The sequence below is a fragment of the Sphingobium sp. SJ10-10 genome (genome assembly GCF_036038995.2).
In the GTDB taxonomy this organism is placed as follows: domain Bacteria; phylum Pseudomonadota; class Alphaproteobacteria; order Sphingomonadales; family Sphingomonadaceae; genus Sphingobium.
In genome coordinates this window covers 1339887-1356122 of sequence record NZ_CP158132.1, presented here as the reverse complement: position 1 = coordinate 1356122, position 16236 = coordinate 1339887, and the positions used below count along the sequence as shown (strand labels likewise).

The 16236-nt window shown below is 58.8% G+C and carries 12 protein-coding genes and 1 pseudogene; 10 read left to right on the top strand and 3 right to left on the bottom strand.

Annotated features, from left to right (window positions below; all coding sequences use genetic code 11):
• Positions 1-125: 125 nt before the first annotated feature.
• A complete protein-coding gene (locus VVT58_RS06425; RefSeq protein WP_327752092.1) occupies positions 126-1037 on the top strand; it encodes a ParB/RepB/Spo0J family partition protein in 912 nt (303 codons plus the stop codon).
• 103 nt (positions 1038-1140) lie between these two features.
• On the opposite strand, the gene VVT58_RS06420 is transcribed toward VVT58_RS06425, so the two are convergent.
• Both VVT58_RS06420 and VVT58_RS06415 read right to left on the bottom strand, forming a co-directional pair.
• A complete protein-coding gene (locus VVT58_RS06420) occupies positions 1141-2991 on the bottom strand; it encodes a site-specific integrase (RefSeq protein WP_327752093.1) in 1851 nt (616 codons plus the stop codon).
• Positions 2992-3463: 472 nt separating this feature from the next.
• On the bottom strand, positions 3464-4270 hold the full coding sequence (locus tag VVT58_RS06415) for a helix-turn-helix domain-containing protein (protein WP_082748703.1): 807 nt from the start codon (positions 4268-4270) through the stop codon (positions 3464-3466).
• Between the two features lie 119 nt (positions 4271-4389).
• On the opposite strand from VVT58_RS06415, the gene VVT58_RS06410 reads away from it, so the two are divergent.
• The 9 genes and pseudogenes from VVT58_RS06410 to VVT58_RS06370 all read left to right on the top strand — a co-directional run bounded on the left by VVT58_RS06410 (position 4390) and on the right by VVT58_RS06370 (position 15352).
• A complete protein-coding gene (locus VVT58_RS06410) occupies positions 4390-6966 on the top strand; it encodes a TonB-dependent receptor (protein ID WP_082748705.1) in 2577 nt (858 codons plus the stop codon).
• Between the two features lie 10 nt (positions 6967-6976).
• A complete protein-coding gene (locus VVT58_RS06405) occupies positions 6977-7507 on the top strand; it encodes a cupin domain-containing protein (protein WP_082748707.1) in 531 nt (176 codons plus the stop codon).
• On the top strand, positions 7504-8484 hold the full coding sequence (locus VVT58_RS06400; RefSeq protein ID WP_066560393.1) for a 3-carboxyethylcatechol 2,3-dioxygenase: 981 nt from the start codon (positions 7504-7506) through the stop codon (positions 8482-8484). Before VVT58_RS06405 ends, VVT58_RS06400 begins: the two co-directional genes overlap by 4 nt.
• Positions 8474-9331: an alpha/beta fold hydrolase gene (locus VVT58_RS06395; RefSeq protein ID WP_197672729.1), complete on the top strand. Its 858-nt coding sequence runs from the start codon at positions 8474-8476 to the stop codon at positions 9329-9331. The genes VVT58_RS06400 and VVT58_RS06395 overlap by 11 nt, the downstream gene beginning before the upstream one ends.
• A 73-nt stretch (positions 9332-9404) precedes the next feature.
• The gene (locus tag VVT58_RS06390) at positions 9405-10577 is read left to right on the top strand and encodes an acyl-CoA dehydrogenase family protein (RefSeq protein ID WP_066560397.1); all 1173 of its coding nucleotides are present in this window, start codon (positions 9405-9407) and stop codon (positions 10575-10577) included.
• Positions 10578-10829: 252 nt separating this feature from the next.
• Positions 10830-11579 carry an acyl-CoA dehydrogenase gene (locus VVT58_RS06385; RefSeq protein WP_197672730.1) on the top strand — a complete coding sequence of 250 codons (750 nt, stop codon included), beginning with the start codon at positions 10830-10832 and terminating at the stop codon, positions 11577-11579.
• 20 nt (positions 11580-11599) lie between these two features.
• Positions 11600-12784: a CaiB/BaiF CoA-transferase family protein gene (locus tag VVT58_RS06380; protein WP_066560401.1), complete on the top strand. Its 1185-nt coding sequence runs from the start codon at positions 11600-11602 to the stop codon at positions 12782-12784.
• 72 nt (positions 12785-12856) lie between these two features.
• Positions 12857-14056: an alcohol dehydrogenase catalytic domain-containing protein gene (locus VVT58_RS06375; RefSeq protein ID WP_197672731.1), complete on the top strand. Its 1200-nt coding sequence runs from the start codon at positions 12857-12859 to the stop codon at positions 14054-14056.
• A gap of 191 nt (positions 14057-14247) precedes the next feature.
• Positions 14248-15352 (top strand): annotated as a pseudogene (locus tag VVT58_RS06370) (IS630 family transposase).
• 173 nt (positions 15353-15525) lie between these two features.
• Here the strand turns inward: VVT58_RS06370 and VVT58_RS06365 are convergent.
• Positions 15526-16230 (bottom strand): DUF6118 family protein, encoded by a 705-nt coding sequence (locus VVT58_RS06365; RefSeq protein ID WP_066560403.1) that lies wholly within the window; start codon positions 16228-16230, stop codon positions 15526-15528.
• Positions 16231-16236 lie beyond the last annotated feature (6 nt).

Sequence of the window (16236 nt, the reverse complement as noted above, 5' to 3'; positions counted from 1 at the left end):
GCGCACGCTGCTGCAAGTCATTGGTGAACGCCACCCATAGGGGCCGCCGTCAGCATGACCTCCAGCAAGTTTGCGCACGATGCGTGCCATGCCCCGATCGGAAGCGCGGTGCTTCCGATTCGGAGATGACCATGAACCAGACGACTGACGCGCAGGCGCAGCTATTTTCCAAAGCGCCCGATGATCAAGAACAACGGGCTGAGGCGGATACTGTCCAAAGGGTTGATCCATCACTCTGCATCCCGTGGCGTGGCAATGCCCGGCATTCGCAGGAGTTCTGTCCGCGCCGCTCGGCTGACCTGCTGGACAGCATCGCCCGGGAGGGCCAGCGCATTCCCATCATTGTGCGGCGCTCCAATGAGGTGTCCGGACATTATGAAATCATTGCGGGGATGCGTCGGCACGCTGCCATCAGTCTGCTCGTCACGAGGGGGCACGACCTTGAGTTGAAGGTCAAACTCATCTCGGTCGATGACGAGGAAGCCTGGCGAATCTCGGAGGCGGAAAATGCCGGGCGGCAGGATGTCACGCCACTTCAGCGCGCAAGGTCGTGGCATTGGGCGATGACGCAATTCCACGAGGGCCGGCAGGATCGCCTGGCGGAAGCCGTCGGCAAGGACGTCGCGACGGTCAGCCGGACCTTGTCGCTTCTGAACGTTCCCCAGGCGATCCTCGACGTCCTGCTCGATCCCGAGAGCATGAGCATCAATTTCGCTTCGAAACTGCAGGCAGGCTTGAGCGACGACACGCGACGCGGGGCTGCTCTGATGCGGGCGAGGCAAATCCGGGAGCTTGAATTGCGCCTTCCCGGGCCGAAATTGCTTGAAGAGCTGTTCCTTGAGGGCGACCAACTCACCGCTCAACGGTGCATCGATCTCGATGATGTCAACGAAATCGCCAAGGTACGCCTGGTCCGGAAGGCGGATCGATCCCTGTCGCTTAAGGTCAAACCGCTGAATCAGGATCTGACCAAGCGGGAAAGAACTGCGCTGTTGCGCAGCATCGAGAAGGCGCTCTCGGCGGCACTTGATAGCTGAATTGAGTCATCGGGGCCGCCAAGTTCGGCGGCCCGCAGGTCTCCAGAATTCTCTGGCTGAACGGAGCGAGGCCATCGGTCGGCAAGATGGTGACCTGTTCGCTCTAGGCGGCTTCCCGGCGGGGCGCTGGTAGCTGTTGAACCACACCATCCCAATTGAAGTCAGCCAGGGCCGTCTTGATCGAAGGCCAGTCTACGCAAGAGAAATCAAGCTTGTGCAGCTCGCGATAGAGGACCCAAAGCGGTTGCCCTTCGCCATATTTGCCGCCTACGGTGGTCGCCGCATGGCCGCACAGCTGGTTCAATACCATTTCCTGCACAGCTGCCGTGCGACCGCGATTTTTAAAGGTGTGCCGGAAAGAGTGGTAGACCAGCCGACGGTCGCCGCTGACCTGCCGGTCAACGAGGCGGTTGATCCTTTGCGATGCGGCCTGGGTCCGCTTTCCGAAGATGTTCGCGGACAAATCCGGGAAAAGCTCCTTATGCCCGGCATAACGGAGCGCTTCGATATAGACGTGAAATCCGCAGGCGATCACCATGTCATGAATCGGCACCAACCGACGTGAACCATCTGTTTTTACGCTTTTGTTGTCCGATTCCTCGTCGGCATCGGAGTCATAATCGTCGATATCGATGTAGGTGACGTAGTCATCCCGCCGCACATCTGCGATCGCCGCCTGCCCGATCTCCTCCAACCGTGCCCCCGAGGTGAGCCCAATGAGGAGGAGCCAGAACATCGTGCTGTCCGATACCGCAGCGCCAGCGATCCGCCAGTCGGCGGGATTGAGAAACAACGGCGCTGTGAAAAGCGCCGCAATCTCGCTGTCGAGGAACGTACGGCGACCCTTACCCTTAGTCTTTGTGTAACCGTCCACCGCAATGCCCTTGCTGACATCCCTCACAATGAGCCGTTTACGCTTCCCGAACCCGAGGATTGCCTGGAGCGCTCCGAGCTGCTTCTTGGCGGTGGTAGCGCTAATTTTCCCTCCCTCGACGTTGCCGTACTTCGTGAGGCGCGCGGTAAACGTCAGAGCACGGTCCGCAGCAGGCAGTCTGGCGGGCATCTTCACCAGTGCGTCGAGCCAGTTGTGAAGGTCGTCCTCCGTCACCTCCATAGCCGCAATATCACCGATGTAATCGATGAAACCATCTATCGCGCGACGATATTCGCTAGCGGTTTGAGGGCGAGGGTTCATTCCCTCGTTCCATAGATTGAAGAGTTCGCCGAGACGCATGTCGGGCTTGAGCCTTGACACCGCGCCGACCGGCTTACGAGCCGAACCCTCTTCCTCCAGTCGCGCCTCGTCAAGATAGCTCACTACAGCTTCGCCGATGCCATCGGGAAGGTCCGCGCGGCGGAGGTTCGCATAACGGGCAATCTGCTCCACGACTCGATCTGCCTGCGCGAGCCGGACATCCTGTTGCGCAATGGGATCAGATGCCCGCCACTTCCCTTGCTTCGACCAAGGGAGGCCGACTCCGTTCTCTCGTAGCTTTGCTTCATGAGACCGAAACAGCGCCGCATTGATCGAAAGCTCCCACCAGCGATCAGGCGACGACAGGGCGGGCCCGCTAAGGCACGCCTGCGGTTCGGCCGCAAAAATGCCCCGATCGACTTCCTGAAACGCGAGACGAAGCCGCTCATGCCCGTCCAGCCCGCCGTCAGGGGCCCCCCCTTCAAAATAAGCTCGGATGAGATGCTCAGCCTGCTCGCGTTGGCAGGGGCGCGGGTCTCCCGTCGCGGCAAGTCGCTGGCGCGCCGTCTCAAGCTGCTGCTCGAATTCCGCGTTGACCGCGATGAACAACTGCGCCGCCCGAACGAAATCCTTCGTACGCAGCGACTGCTTGTGCACCGCCCGCATGCCGAAGGCAGGGCGGAGGTTCTCGGGGATCTGTCTACGGAGGTAATAAGCCCCGGTCTTGGGGTGCCGCCACGGCTGTGCCATCTGTGCCATTCTCGTCTCGCTGTACCAAGGCGCTGTACCAGCGAGAGGTCAAGAAAGGCTGAATCGCAGCATTCCGCGCCGAAATCGGCATATGGTGACCCCTACGGGCACCCGGGCACCGTGGCAAGGTATTGATTTAACGTCGCTATTTGCCTTTAGCACGATTGCTATACCATCAGACATGCCATCTGTCCATTGGGATTATTTGGGTCTGGATGAGCCTGTCGGGGAACCATATGGGGTATATGACGGCATCTCTGGTCTGACTGTGATAAGTAGCCGAACCGATTTGCGGGCCATTGGCGGTTAAGGGGGCAGATCAGAAAGTAGTTTTAGATATGATCCGCGGATCATAGTGCCGCCCAGCGGTTTCTGAAATGCCGCATTCGAAGACCTGATAGAGGACAGCACTCGATCATTTACACGTTCAAGCTCAAACCGTGTTCTGCAACGGACGGCAGTCACGGAGGTGCCAGATTTGTCATTGTTGATTGAGTTCGGCTTCTATGCCGCCTATCGCGTCCGCCAAATGTCGTTGAACTGCATCGAATCGAGAGGGGTTGGCGAACGCCTCGGGGGACATGACAATATTCATACATGCCAATACCTGGCCGTTGCGCATTATGGGCCTGCCGATCGCTGCAACATCGGCTTCTATGCTGCCGATCGCCGTGGCAAAACCGCGGCTGCGGACCTTGCCGAGGTGGCGTTGTGCATCGCGGATGCCCATGCGCCCGAAGCCGCTCTGTTCCCAATCATAAATGAATGGCTTCAGGAGAGGGCGTCGGATGGCCTCTCCTGAAAATGCGAGGAATGCTTGGCCCAGCGCGCTCGACAGTGGGACTTGACGTCCGATCATCGGCTTGTGCACGAAAAACGAGCCGAAGCGATGAGTGGTTTCTCGAAATACCATGAACCGGCCATCGAAGGTGGCGAGACTGCCTGGCCATGATGTCTTTTTCAGCAACTGCATGAGAACCGGGGCCGCGATCTGAGTGACCCAAAGCGGATCAGTGAAGCCATCGCTGAGCAGGCGCACTTTGGATGATAGCCGGTATTCGTGATTGGACGGGCTGCGGATCAGATAGCCATCAGCCTCCAATGTGGCCAGAAAGCGATACACCGTTGTTCTGTTTAATCGGGTGTGTGCCGCGATTTCCGCGACCGTCGACCGTTTCAAGCCAACCTGAATCAAAACATCAAGTCCACGACTTAACGCCGTGACCCGGCGATGAGTCTGCTTGGCTGCCCGAGCAGATGCAATCGGATCTTCTTCAGTGTTTCTCATAGCGAACAACCCTGTAAGCTCCTTTCACCCAAACCGCAATATTACCCTAGAATTTCCTTTTATCCTTTACTCCACGGTGCCGTGGCTCCACTCAAACATGAGTTCGCCATGCGAACATTATGTGTCTCGCCATTGTCGGCATTGATCCTCGGGCCGTAAACAAATCCGAGTTGGCGGAAAGAGAACAGCTCAAGCGTGCGGTCGCCAAATCTACAGTAAAACCAGAAAACCTGGAGGGGATCATGAGGAAGATATTACTTGCCGGAGTCAGCGCGGCATGGGCAACATTTCCGGCTGCCGGCTACGCCCAGAATATCGAGAAGACGACAGAGCAGAGCGCCAGCGCTATTGCGGAGCCGGTCGAAAACAACGATCCTATGATGGAAATCGTGGTCACTGCTCAGCGTCGGAGCGAGAAACTTCAGAACGTGGGCATTTCGGTCTCCGCCTTCTCCGGAGAGACCCTGCGCACGGCAGGTATCACTTCCAGCATTGAAATCACCAAATTCACGCCCGGAATCACAGCGTCAGGCGCCGTAGGCGGACAAGGCATGCAGTTTTCGATCCGCGGCGTGACACAGAGCGACTATAATGACGCCATCGAAGGACCGGTCGCTGTCTATATCGACGATGTCTATATCAACTCACAGCAGGGTCATGGCATGGCCCTATTCGACCTCGCCCGCGTAGAAGCGCTCAAAGGGCCACAAGGCACGCTCTTTGGCCGCAACGCAACGGGCGGCCTCGTCCACTTTATTGTCAATAAGCCTGAGCTAAGCAAATATGGCGGTTATGCAAACGCGACCTATGGCCGCTTCGATCAGACGACGCTGGAAGGCGCGCTAAACATCCCGATAGGCGACAGCACAGCGCTGCGTGTATCGGGCACTTGGGACCGGCATGGAGCCGTGTGGAGGAACAGCTATCCGGCCGGCATGGTGACTGGCACACCGCTGAACTTCGGCGCTAGCGCCATCTCGCCTATTGGACAGGACCTAGGCGGTGATGACAAGCTGGCGGGCCGCGCGCAGTTGCTCGTCCAGCCCAATGATGGCCTGACAATCCGCCTGACCGGTTCAGCGCTTCGTCAAAACCTCTCCTCCTCACCCTGGACGACATCTTCTGTCGTGCCGGTTGTGGATGGACAGGACCGCGTCGTGGGAGGTTTCTTTGCTTCACCAACCGAGACGCGCGCGGCCGCTGGCCCGAACGGGCAGAATTACTATAATCCGGCAGTTCTCGGCTTCCAAGGCTTCCTTTACAGTCCGAATAATGACGGGCACCGGGCACCGGGAGCAAGCTGGTTCGGCTATGTGCCGGTGGACATCGGCGAGCGGCGTCTTTCGGAAGAATTCGCCAAAAAGAACTCCAACAGCTTCCGCGCCTATAATGGCGCGCTGCACATCGATGCCGATCTTGGCGGTGCACAATTGGCGTCCGTCACCTCTTGGTCTCGTTACAAGAAGAACTTCCTGCTCGATGGCGAGGCTTCACCTGTCAACGCTTTTGACTTCGGCACTCGCTCCAATGTCCGCTCCATTTCACAGGAACTGCGTTTGAGCGGCGCAAGCGGTGGCGTAAACTGGACTACGGGTGCCTTCTATCTCGACATAGACGCCCGAAACGCGCAGGGGCTGCTTGGTCCGGCGGGATCGGCGCTGGGGGTCGCTTTCGGTCTCCCCGCCGGCGTGGATGCCATGAGCGTCTACAGACTCAAAACACGCTCCGTCTCTCTGTTCGGCCAGCTGAACTGGGAATTCGCCCCGGCTTTCACCCTGGTGGTTGGGGGCCGTCTAATCCGCGAACACCAGAACTATGAGTTTTCGTCGGATGCCTATGCGGACAGCGGCGCGTACGTGATCGACACGGAGACTGCGCTGTTCCCCCTCCATCCGTCGTTCCAGCAAACCCGAACCGATTGGCCATGGGCTGGCAAGGCGCAACTCGAATATAGGCCGCATCAGGGCCTGCTGTTATACGCGGGCATCAATCGCGGCGTGAAGGCTGGTAGCTACAATGCCAAACTGGCGGACGGTTCCCCTCCCCTTCAGCCTTCCGAAATTCCATACGAGCCAGAGGCGCTTCTATCTTATGAAGCGGGTGTCAAGCTGACCGGCCCGAGCAACCGCTACACGCTCAATCTCTCGGTCTTCCATTATGACTACAAAGATTATCAGTCGTTCACTTTCACACATATTTCGGGCCTCGTGCAAAACCGGGACGCCCGCACGAACGGTGTCGAAGTGGAGGCAACGCTGCGCCCGTTCGGCGGGTTCAACCTCTCTGCCTCGGTCGCCTATGTGGATACGAAGGTCAAGAACGTTCAGGTTGCGCCCGGTGTTAGCCGCGATGCGCGGCCGACCTATGCGCCGGAATTTTCGGGCAGTCTGGTTGCCAGTTACACCCTTCCTGCCATGGACGGCGACCTGACGATTGGCGGTAATCTCAGCCACCAGTCGAGTGTCTATCACAACGCCCGCAACTTTCAGTCACAGAAGATAAGTGGCCGAACCTTGACCGATTTCTCTGTCCGGTGGGAGAGTCAGTCCGGTCTCAGCCTGTCTGCTTTCCTCAAAAATGCATTTGATAAACGATACAAGACGGTGGGTCTCGACCTCGCCACGGCGTGCGGGTGTAACGTGGAGGCTTATGGAATGCCGCGCACGTGGGGCATTATGATTGGCCAGAGTTTCTAGGAGAAACCGGATGAGCATGACGCGGCGCCGTGTGGTCGCGGCTGAACGCAATGGGAAATCGGTGATCATCGACGATGTCGAACTGCCGGAGCAGCCATTCCTTCAAACGCCCGGCTTTTCTATCACGATGCTGTGGCAGACTGCGCCGGCTGCCGAACCGGGGCGTACGCCGCATATCAGCAGCATCATTCCGGGGCCGGGCGGGACAGCACTGCTGTTCGTGACCTTCCCGCCCGATGCCGTCATGGCGGATCCGCGTTTTGATCCTAACGCGGCCGGTCGTGAATATTTGGAGCGGCTTCCGGGTCTGGCCGAGTTGTTCGAGCCGGATAACCCCGGAATGCACCGCACTCCAACGATCGATTATGACATCGTGTTCGATGGCTGCATCACCGCCGAACTCGATGATGGCCAGTGCGTAGACCTGAAGCGTGGCGATGTGCTTGTGCAACACGGCACCCGCCACGCGTGGCGAAACCGCTCGCAGGAGCCAGCGACGATGATCTTTGTACTTGTAGCCGCAGGTGATAACCAGAAATGAATAGCCTGCCCAAGAGTGGACGACTTGCGCTCGCCTGCGCCTCACATTCTCCTCTCATGGAAAAAGGAGAATGTGAGGGTGGTGTTCGGGAAACCATTCTCGCCGCCTTCAGGTCACTTGCCGGGTTCATCGACGATTTCGGTGCCGACCTGATCATTCAATTCTCACCAGACCATTTCAATTCTTTCTTTTACAACATGATGCCCACCTTCTGCGTCGGGATCAGCGCGGAGTCCATCGGCGACTGGGGGACCGCCACGGGGCCTCTCTCCGTTCCGGTTACAGATGCGGAAGAACTTGCCGGCGCCCTGATAGCAGAGGGCTTCGACATCACCACCAGCCGGCGGATGACGGTCGATCATGGCTTCGTGCAAATATGGGAACAGATGTTCGGCAGTTTTTCCGGTCTTCCGATCATTCCCATTTTCATCAACTGCATCGCCCCGCCTTCGCCCACAACGCGGCGGGTACGAGAAATCGGCGAGGCCGTTGGACGTTTTGCCTTGGGAACGGGAAAGCGCGTTCTCATTGTCAGTTCCGGCGGGCTGAGCCACGACCCACCTATCCCTCGCCTCGCGACATCTTCGCCCGATGTTCGGGCGCAACTGATCGACGGCCCAACATCTATTGCCGCCGCTCGTCAGGAGCGAGAGAAACGTACTCTTGCGGTCAGCCATGAGGCCTCTCGCGGCAGTGCATCCATATTGCCCGTGTCCGAACAGTGGGATCGGCAATTCCTGAATTCGTTCCGCTTCGGGAAGTCTGATATATTCGACACAATGCAATATGATCACATCGTTCGGGAGGGGGGGCGTGCCGGGCCGGAAGTCCTGTGTTGGATCGCGGCTTTGGCTGCGCTTCGCGTTGGAGGCGCGATCCATACTGACTTGTATTGCTATGAAGCCATTCAGGGCTGGCTGTCCGGCATGGCGATCTTATCCGGCGTGAATGAAGAGGAGAGCGTCCGTGACATATGAAAGCATATGGAGTGAATTGCGCGGCGTTACCTTCGAACAGGGCTGGCTCGATGCGGACGGAATCAAGACGCGGTATTTGATGGCCGGTGATCGGTCGCGTCCGCTCCTGATCCTGTTGCACGGCGTGGGTGGACATGCGGAGGCATATGTCCGCAACCTCGGTCCTCACGCGGAGCATTTCTGGACCGTGGCCATCGACATGATGGGGCATGGATGGACGGATAAACCGCAAGCGGATTATCAAGTAGCCGACTACGGGAGGCATGTCCTTGCCGTTGTGCGCACACTGGGGCGCGAACGTGCCTTGATTTCGGGTGAAAGCCTCGGCGGCTGGGTGGCGACCTGGCTTGCGGTCCATCATCCGGAGCGTGTCGAAAAGCTGGTGCTGAACACTGCGGGGGGATGGACGGCTCATCCAGAGGTGATGGAGCGCTTGAAACGCCTCTCGATCGAAGCGGCGACGGACCCAAGCCCGGAACGTGTCCGGAGCAGGCTCGAATGGCTTATGTTCGACAAGAGTCGCGTGAACGACGACCTTATCGAAACCCGGCGCGCAATCTATGCACAGCCCGGTTACGCGGAAGTGATGAAGCACATTATGTGTCTACAGGACATGGAGGTTCGGCGACCTAACATGATCACGGAGCTTCAGTATAAGTCCATTCAATGCCCTACCCTGGTTGTTTGGACATCCCACGATCCATCGGCAACACCTGCAGAGGGAGCACAGATTGCGGGCATGATTCCGAATTCTCAATTTGTCGTCATGAATGAATGCGGGCACTGGCCACAGTATGAGAATGCAGCCGAATTCAACGGGATGCATATCAGGTTTTTGCTTCGCTAGCCGGTACCCCGGCGATGACCCATGCCGCTTCTGCCACTTACCTTTCAAAATTTATCCATGCCGCTGAGGTCCCATGACCGCATTCACACTTTTCCATCCTGATCAGTATCGAGATATCCGCGATGCCGTACGCGATCTTTGCCGCCAGTTTCCTAACGAGTACCATCGTCAAATTGACGAGAAACGCGCCTACCCAGAGGACTTCGTCAACGCGCTGACCAAGGCGGGCTGGCTCGCCGCATTGATCCCACAGGAATACGGCGGTTCCGGTTTGTCCATGGCCGAGGCGTCGGTGATTATGGAAGAAATCAACCGCGCCGGTGGCAATTCTGGAGCGTGCCATGGACAAATGTATGTGATGAACACTATCGTGTACAGCGGCACCCAAGCGCAGAAGGAGCGTTACCTGCCTCGCATCGCGGCCGGCGAGTTGCGCGTGCAATCCATGGGCGTGACCGAGCCGGGCACTGGCAGCGATACGACGAAGCTCAGGACTTCAGCAGTCAGGAAGGACGGACGCTGGGTCATAAACGGTCAAAAGGTCTGGATTTCCCGCGTACAGCACAGCGACCTCCTGATCTTGCTCGCGCGCACGACCCCTCTGGCCGAGGTGCAACGAAAGAGCGATGGCCTGAGTTGTTTCATCGTTGAACTCGACAAGGCCATCGGTAACGGCCTGACGGTGCGGCCCATTCTCAACATGGTCAACCATGAGACAAACGAGTTGTTCTTCGACAATCTGGAATTGCCCGAAGACGCGTTGTTGGGCGCCGAAGGCAAAGGCTTGAAGGCCATTTTCGACGGTTTGAATGCGGAACGCACCTTGATCGCCGCCGAATGCATCGGCGATGGCTATTGGTTTCTCGAAAAGGCGCGCGACTATGCGAGCCAACGCAAGGTGTTCGATCGTCCTATCGGACAGAATCAGGGTGTCCAGTTCCCTCTGGCTGAGGCCTTCATCGAACTGGAAGCCGCCAACCTGATGCGGTGGCGCGCTTGCGAGAAAATAGATGCGTGCCAGAATGCGGGTGTTGAAGCCAACATGGCAAAGTATCTTGCAGCCAAGGCGAGCTGGGAAGCCGCCAACGCTTGCCTACAGACATATGGTGGTTTCGGTTTTGCTTGCGAATACGATGTGGAACGCAAATTCCGCGAGACGCGCCTGTACCAAGTCGCGCCTGTCTCCACCAACATGATATTGAGCTACGTCGCCGAGCATGTGCTCGGGCTACCCCGTTCCTACTGATCTTTGGAAGGCGTTCTGGTCATGATGACCCTTGCACCGATTAAGTGCCACGAGAAGGCGTTTGTGAAATCCGACGATACGGGAGTCGACATCAGCAACGTGAAGATATCGATAAACTCATTTGACGGAGATCACGGTGACCCGTGCGCTCTCTAGACCATGAATGAGATTTCACATGACTCGCGTGTAGGGCGCACTCAGGTTCTTTGCGACCAGATCTCGGCTGCACCCCTTCGCCTGATGCGTGCCGCATTGGACCAGGATCCCGATCAGCCGCCCATCGAAGTCCTGCCACCGCTGTGGCACTGGCTGTATTTTCTACCAGCCGAAAGGCAGTCCAATATTGGCACCGACGGGCACCCGAGGCGTGACCGCAGCTTCATGCCGTCCGTAACACTTCCGCGCCGCATGTGGGCCGGCGGCCGCTTATACTTTATTCGGCCATTGATGCTGGGAGTGAGCGCTCAGCGTACCTCGCGTATCCTGTCCAAGCGGGACAAGGTGGGCCGCAGCGGCCATCTGGTCTTCCTTACTTTGCAGCACGAAATATCCGATGTGCAGGGGCTGGTCATCCGCGAAGAGCAGGACATCGTCTACCGTGAGGCAACGGTGAGCGGCGCCAAGGCGCCTGCACCGCCCGCCGCACCCGTCAACGAACAGTTCGCCCGCATCGTCACGCCTGACCCCATCCTGCTGATGCGCTATTCAGCACTCACGTTCAACTGCCACCGCATTCATTACGATCGTCCCTACGCGATGCAGGAGGAAGGCTATCCGGGCCTGGTAGTACATGGCCCCCTGATCGCCACACTCCTCATGGAGACGTTGCGCGGGGTCCATCCCGAACGGCCCATAGCCTGCTTCGAATTCAAAGCCGTGAGCCCGCTCTTCGACACAGAACCGTTCATGACGGCAGGCCGCGTCGATGGTCGGATCGCCCAACTGTGGGCGCGCGGCGCGCAAGGTCAACTCGCTATGTCGGCGAGCGCCGAGTTCGCTTGATGCGGGATAGGACTCTCCATATGCAGGCACTTCCTTTGAGCGGCATAACCGTCGTCACGCTCGAACATGCGATTGCTGCTCCGTTTTGCACTCGTCAACTGGCTGACCTCGGCGCTCGCGTCATCAAGGTGGAACGTCCCGGGAGCGGCGACTTCGCCCGGGCCTATGACCACCGTACACGCGGACTGGCCTCGCATTTTGTCTGGGCCAACCGTTCCAAGGAGAGTTTGACGCTCGATCTCAAGCAACCCAAGGCACGGCAGGTGCTGGGTGAATTGATTGCCCGGGCCGACGTTTTGGTGCAGAATCTGGTGCCGGGCGCGGCGGTGCGCATGGGGTTGGGCTACGAAGCGCTAAGTCTGCATCATCCACGCCTGATTGTCTGCGACATTTCAGGCTACGGCACCAATGGTCCCTACAGCGACAAAAAGGCCTATGACCTTCTGATCCAGGGTGAAGCCGCTTTCCTGTCCATTACGGGCACACCCGAGGAGCCCTGTAAAGCCGGCAATTCCATCGCGGACATCGCCGCCGGCATGTACGCCTATACCGGTATCCTCAGCGCCTTGTTACAGCGCCATCAGACCGGTCACGGCTCACACATAGAGGTCTCGATGCTGGAGGCGTTGGCCGAGTGGATGGGCTACCCGATGTATTATGCTTACGAGGGGCAGACTCCTCCGGGACGCAACAGCGCTTCTCACGCGACCATCTACCCTTATGGACCATTCGCGGCCGGTGATGGCGGCGTTGTCATTATGGGCCTTCAGAATGAGCGCGAATGGCAGTTGTTCTGCGATAAAGTGCTGGGCCAAGCAGATCTTGCCGATGACCAGCGCTTCGATACGAATGTGCGGCGTATCGAAAACCGTGCTGCGCTACAGCGGATCATCCTCGACTCCTTCTCTGATCTGACGTCGGTCGAGGCAAGGGCCAGACTGGACGAGGCCCAGATCGCTAACGCCGCCGTGAATCAGGTGGCCGATCTCTGGACGCATCCGCAATTGCATGCCCGCCACCGTTTCCGCGCCATCGGCTCCGCAGCCGGTCCTTTACAGGCGCTTCTGCCTCCAGCCACCAGTAACGAATATGAATGCCACATGGGTCCTGTGCCCGCGCTCGGCGAACACAGCGATACCATCCTGCGCGAACTTGGGCACGGCCCGGCGGACATCGCAATGCTGCGTCAAGAGGGCGCGATATGAACCTTTAGTGCGACGCATTTGTAGCCTGCTGTTCGCGCCAACCGCGCGGGCCATACGCGCTGGGCTTGGCCAATGACATTCTCCCCCCTCGACCAAAGGAAACAGATCGATGTTCAAAACAGTTTCAATCTGCTGCAAAGGAGCAATACGATGAGAATGATGAAGGCAGCTCGCCTCCATGAAGTGGGCGGCAAATTCCAGGTGGATGAGATTGAGAAGCCCACTCCCGGGTATGACGAAATTATCGTTAAGGTCGAGTCCGCCAACTTGGTGCAGAACCTCCGCAACGTCGTCTCGACCTATCCTATCGAGAAGCCGTTTCTGCCTCTTCCGGAGTTCCCTGCGATCTTCGGCCTCGACATAGCAGGGACGATCGCCGACGTCGGTGAGCGCGTGCGGAACCTCAAGCCGGGCGACCGAGTCTACATTGACACCGCGCGTTCGGCTGTGGACTCTTGGGAAACGCGTACCGGAGACCCGTTGAGTGATCCCGATTTTGCCTTCCAAGGCTACTTCGGCATCGGCGAGGGTGCGCGAGCGCTTCACCGTGACTATCCGCACGGCGGTATGTGCGAGTACGTTAGGGCGCCCGCCCGCTCGGTGATCGGCATTCCGGACAACGTCACTTTCGACCAAGCATCACGTCTCGGCTACATCGGGACTTCATACGCCGCGATGCGAAAGGGAGACGTACGTCCAGGGTCTAGTCTTCTCATCCTCGGTGCTACAGGCACTCTCGGTGTCGATGCAGTTCTGCTGGCTCTTGCGATGGGTGTAGGGAAAATCTTCGCGGTTGCCCGAAATGTCGAACTTCTTGAACGGGTCAAGGCATTCGCGCCGGACCGAATCAATATTATCTCGCTGTCCGATCAAGACCTCGGCGATTGGGTCCGCTCACTCAATTATGGCGGTCGAGGAGCAGATGTTGTCATTGACGCCCTTAACCACACCGCACCGGCATCGGTATCGATGAACGGCATCAATGCTCTACGCCGCGGCGGAAGATATATTTTTGTCGGTGCGATGCCGGAACCGCTACCAATACCGATTTACTTCCTGATGACACGGCAGATTCAAATCTTCACTTCCTTATGGTTCTCCACAGCTGAGGGCGAGGAGATCATGCGCATGGCCGAGGCAGGGACGCTTGAACTTGACCACTTCGAAATCAACTCCTTCTCTCTCGATCAGGCGAATGAGGCGTTGCAGTCGGCCGAAGACCGCAAGGGCGGATTCACTTCGATCATCGTGCATCCGCACAAGAAGGCGTAATTCCGCGATAAAGCGCCAATACTCATCGTGTGAGCCGCACCCCAACGTTGTAAAATTGTCTAACGTTGGGGTGCGGATCGCCCGTTGTCGGAACATTCATCCGTCTGATTCTGAACAACCGTGTTCAAACTAGTCATCTGGAACTGAAGTAAGTAGCATTGTATGCTGCGCTCGCGAATGAGGAGCGTGGCATGGCGAACGCGGGCGGTCGACGGACAGCGCCTCTTGTTTTGGAGGCTGACGAGCGGGAGTATCTTGAGCGACAGGTCCGTCGGCGCCGGATAGCGCGCTCGATGTCTGAGCGCTGCCGGATCATTCTGCGGTGCGCCGACGGCATCCAAAGCAAAGTCGTTGCTGCCGAGCTTGGCGTACACGAGCACACAGTCGGGAAATGGCGTCGGCGCTTCCTGAAGGACCGGGTCGAAGGGCTACTGGACGAGGCTCGACCTGGCAGGCCACGGACGATCGACGATGATCAGGTCGCTGCCGTGATCGAGCGCACGCTGCGATCGACGCCAGCCGATGCGACGCACTGGTCGATCCGCTCGATGGCCGGCGCGACCGGCTTCTCCCACACCACGATCCGGCGCATCTGGACAGCCTTCGGGCTGCAGCCGCATCGCTCGGAGACCTTCAAGCTCTCCACCGATCCGCTGTTCGTCGACAAGGTCCGCGACATTGTTGGCCTCTATCTGTCGCCGCCCAACCGCGCACCTTGTTCTCAGCGTCGACGAGAAATCTCAGATCCAGGCGCTCGACCGCGAACAGCCGGTCCTGCCGATGATGCCTGGCGTGCCTGAACGCCGCACCCACAGCTACATCCGGCACGGCACGACGTCGTTGTTCGCCGCGCTCGACATCGCGTCAGGCTTCGTGATCGGCAAATGCTACAAGCGCCACCGGGCGACGGAATTCCTCGACTTCCTCAAGCAGATTGAGGCGCAAGTGCCTCCCGACCTCGACATCCATATCGTCATGGACAATTACGCGACCCATAAAACCGCGCTCATCCGAACCTGGCTCGCTCGTCGGCCGCATTACCATGTCCACTTCACCCCGACTTCGGCCTCATGGATCAACCAAGTCGAGCGCTGGTTCGCCGAACTGACCCGAAAGCAGCTGCGCCGCGGCGTACACACCTCGACCAACCAGCTCGAGCAGGACATCCGCTCCTTTATCGAACGTCACAATGAGAACCCGAAACCCTATCGCTGGACCAAATCTGCCGACGAGATACTCGCCTCGGTCAAGCGATTCTGCCAGGCGACAGAGCGTAGTTTATGCGGCGAACTTTAGATTCACATGACTAGCGAGAGCTATCATCCGCAAAGGGGCGGTTCTTGTGGGGCTTGTGCGATAATTTTGTGCAAATTGACGCCACGGCTTAGAGCGATCCGACTGGCCGCGCGCTACCCATATAGCGCCGTAGCGGCCGGTCGGCTTCGCGGGGCTTGCCCCGCTCTCTCCGGTCAAGGCTGCCGATACCGCACCCTGATCGTGCATCGCACCGGCTGCTTGGCCTTGGCGGCCTGCTGCTCGCAAGCGTCGATGGCTTCGTGATTGTCGCGGCGTAGCTCGGCGGCGTCGGCTATGGATTGCCATGCGTGCGGGCTGTCGGCCTGCATGATCCGGGTTCCCGCCTGCCATAGCGTTGGCTCGCGCACGGTGCGCGCGGCGAGGCGTTCGGGCCAATGCCAATCGGTCGGCGCGATACGCGCGACGAAACCGGGAAGCGCCGCCCATAGGAGGCACCCGGCGATGAAGCCGCCGCCAGCCCATCGCCAGCGTTCGCGTTCCTGCTGCGCGATGGTGGCGGCGGTGCCGATGGTCGTCCGCATGTCGCGGCGGGTGTCGGCAAGCTCGCGCTTCAACTCGGTAATCGCGGCCTGATCCTCGCGCCGCGCCAGCGCCGTCGCCACCTCGAAGCGGCTCTGGAACTCCTCCGGCGTCATTTGCAGGGCGGGCGCGCTCTCGATGGCGATCACGGATTTCGCCAGCTTGGCAAGGGTGTTGCTGTAGTCGGGTATCTCTATGTCCGCTTTCTCGGCCGCCACATGCTCGATGGCGCGGCGGAGCAGCGCCAGTTCGCCCTTAAGCTCGGTGAACGCCCGTGTCGCCGGGTCCATCGGCGGCGGTGCGCCGGGGAGTGTGCCGGGTAGCTGTATGTCGTCCATGTCCTT

Excerpts from the sequence above, each read along its gene's own strand:
- VVT58_RS06425 (WP_327752092.1), top strand. The coding sequence starts at position 126 with ATGACCATGAACCAGACGACTGACGCGCAGGCGCAGCTATTTTCCAAA.
- VVT58_RS06420 (WP_327752093.1), bottom strand. The coding sequence starts at position 2,991 with ATGGCACAGATGGCACAGCCGTGGCGGCACCCCAAGACCGGGGCTTAT.
- VVT58_RS06415 (WP_082748703.1), bottom strand. The coding sequence starts at position 4,270 with ATGAGAAACACTGAAGAAGATCCGATTGCATCTGCTCGGGCAGCCAAG.
- VVT58_RS06410 (WP_082748705.1), top strand. The coding sequence starts at position 4,390 with ATGTGTCTCGCCATTGTCGGCATTGATCCTCGGGCCGTAAACAAATCC.
- VVT58_RS06405 (WP_082748707.1), top strand. The coding sequence starts at position 6,977 with ATGAGCATGACGCGGCGCCGTGTGGTCGCGGCTGAACGCAATGGGAAA.
- VVT58_RS06400 (WP_066560393.1), top strand. The coding sequence starts at position 7,504 with ATGAATAGCCTGCCCAAGAGTGGACGACTTGCGCTCGCCTGCGCCTCA.
- VVT58_RS06390 (WP_066560397.1), top strand. The coding sequence starts at position 9,405 with ATGACCGCATTCACACTTTTCCATCCTGATCAGTATCGAGATATCCGC.
- VVT58_RS06380 (WP_066560401.1), top strand. The coding sequence starts at position 11,600 with ATGCAGGCACTTCCTTTGAGCGGCATAACCGTCGTCACGCTCGAACAT.
- VVT58_RS06375 (WP_197672731.1), top strand. The coding sequence starts at position 12,857 with ATGACATTCTCCCCCCTCGACCAAAGGAAACAGATCGATGTTCAAAAC.
- VVT58_RS06365 (WP_066560403.1), bottom strand. The coding sequence starts at position 16,230 with ATGGACGACATACAGCTACCCGGCACACTCCCCGGCGCACCGCCGCCG.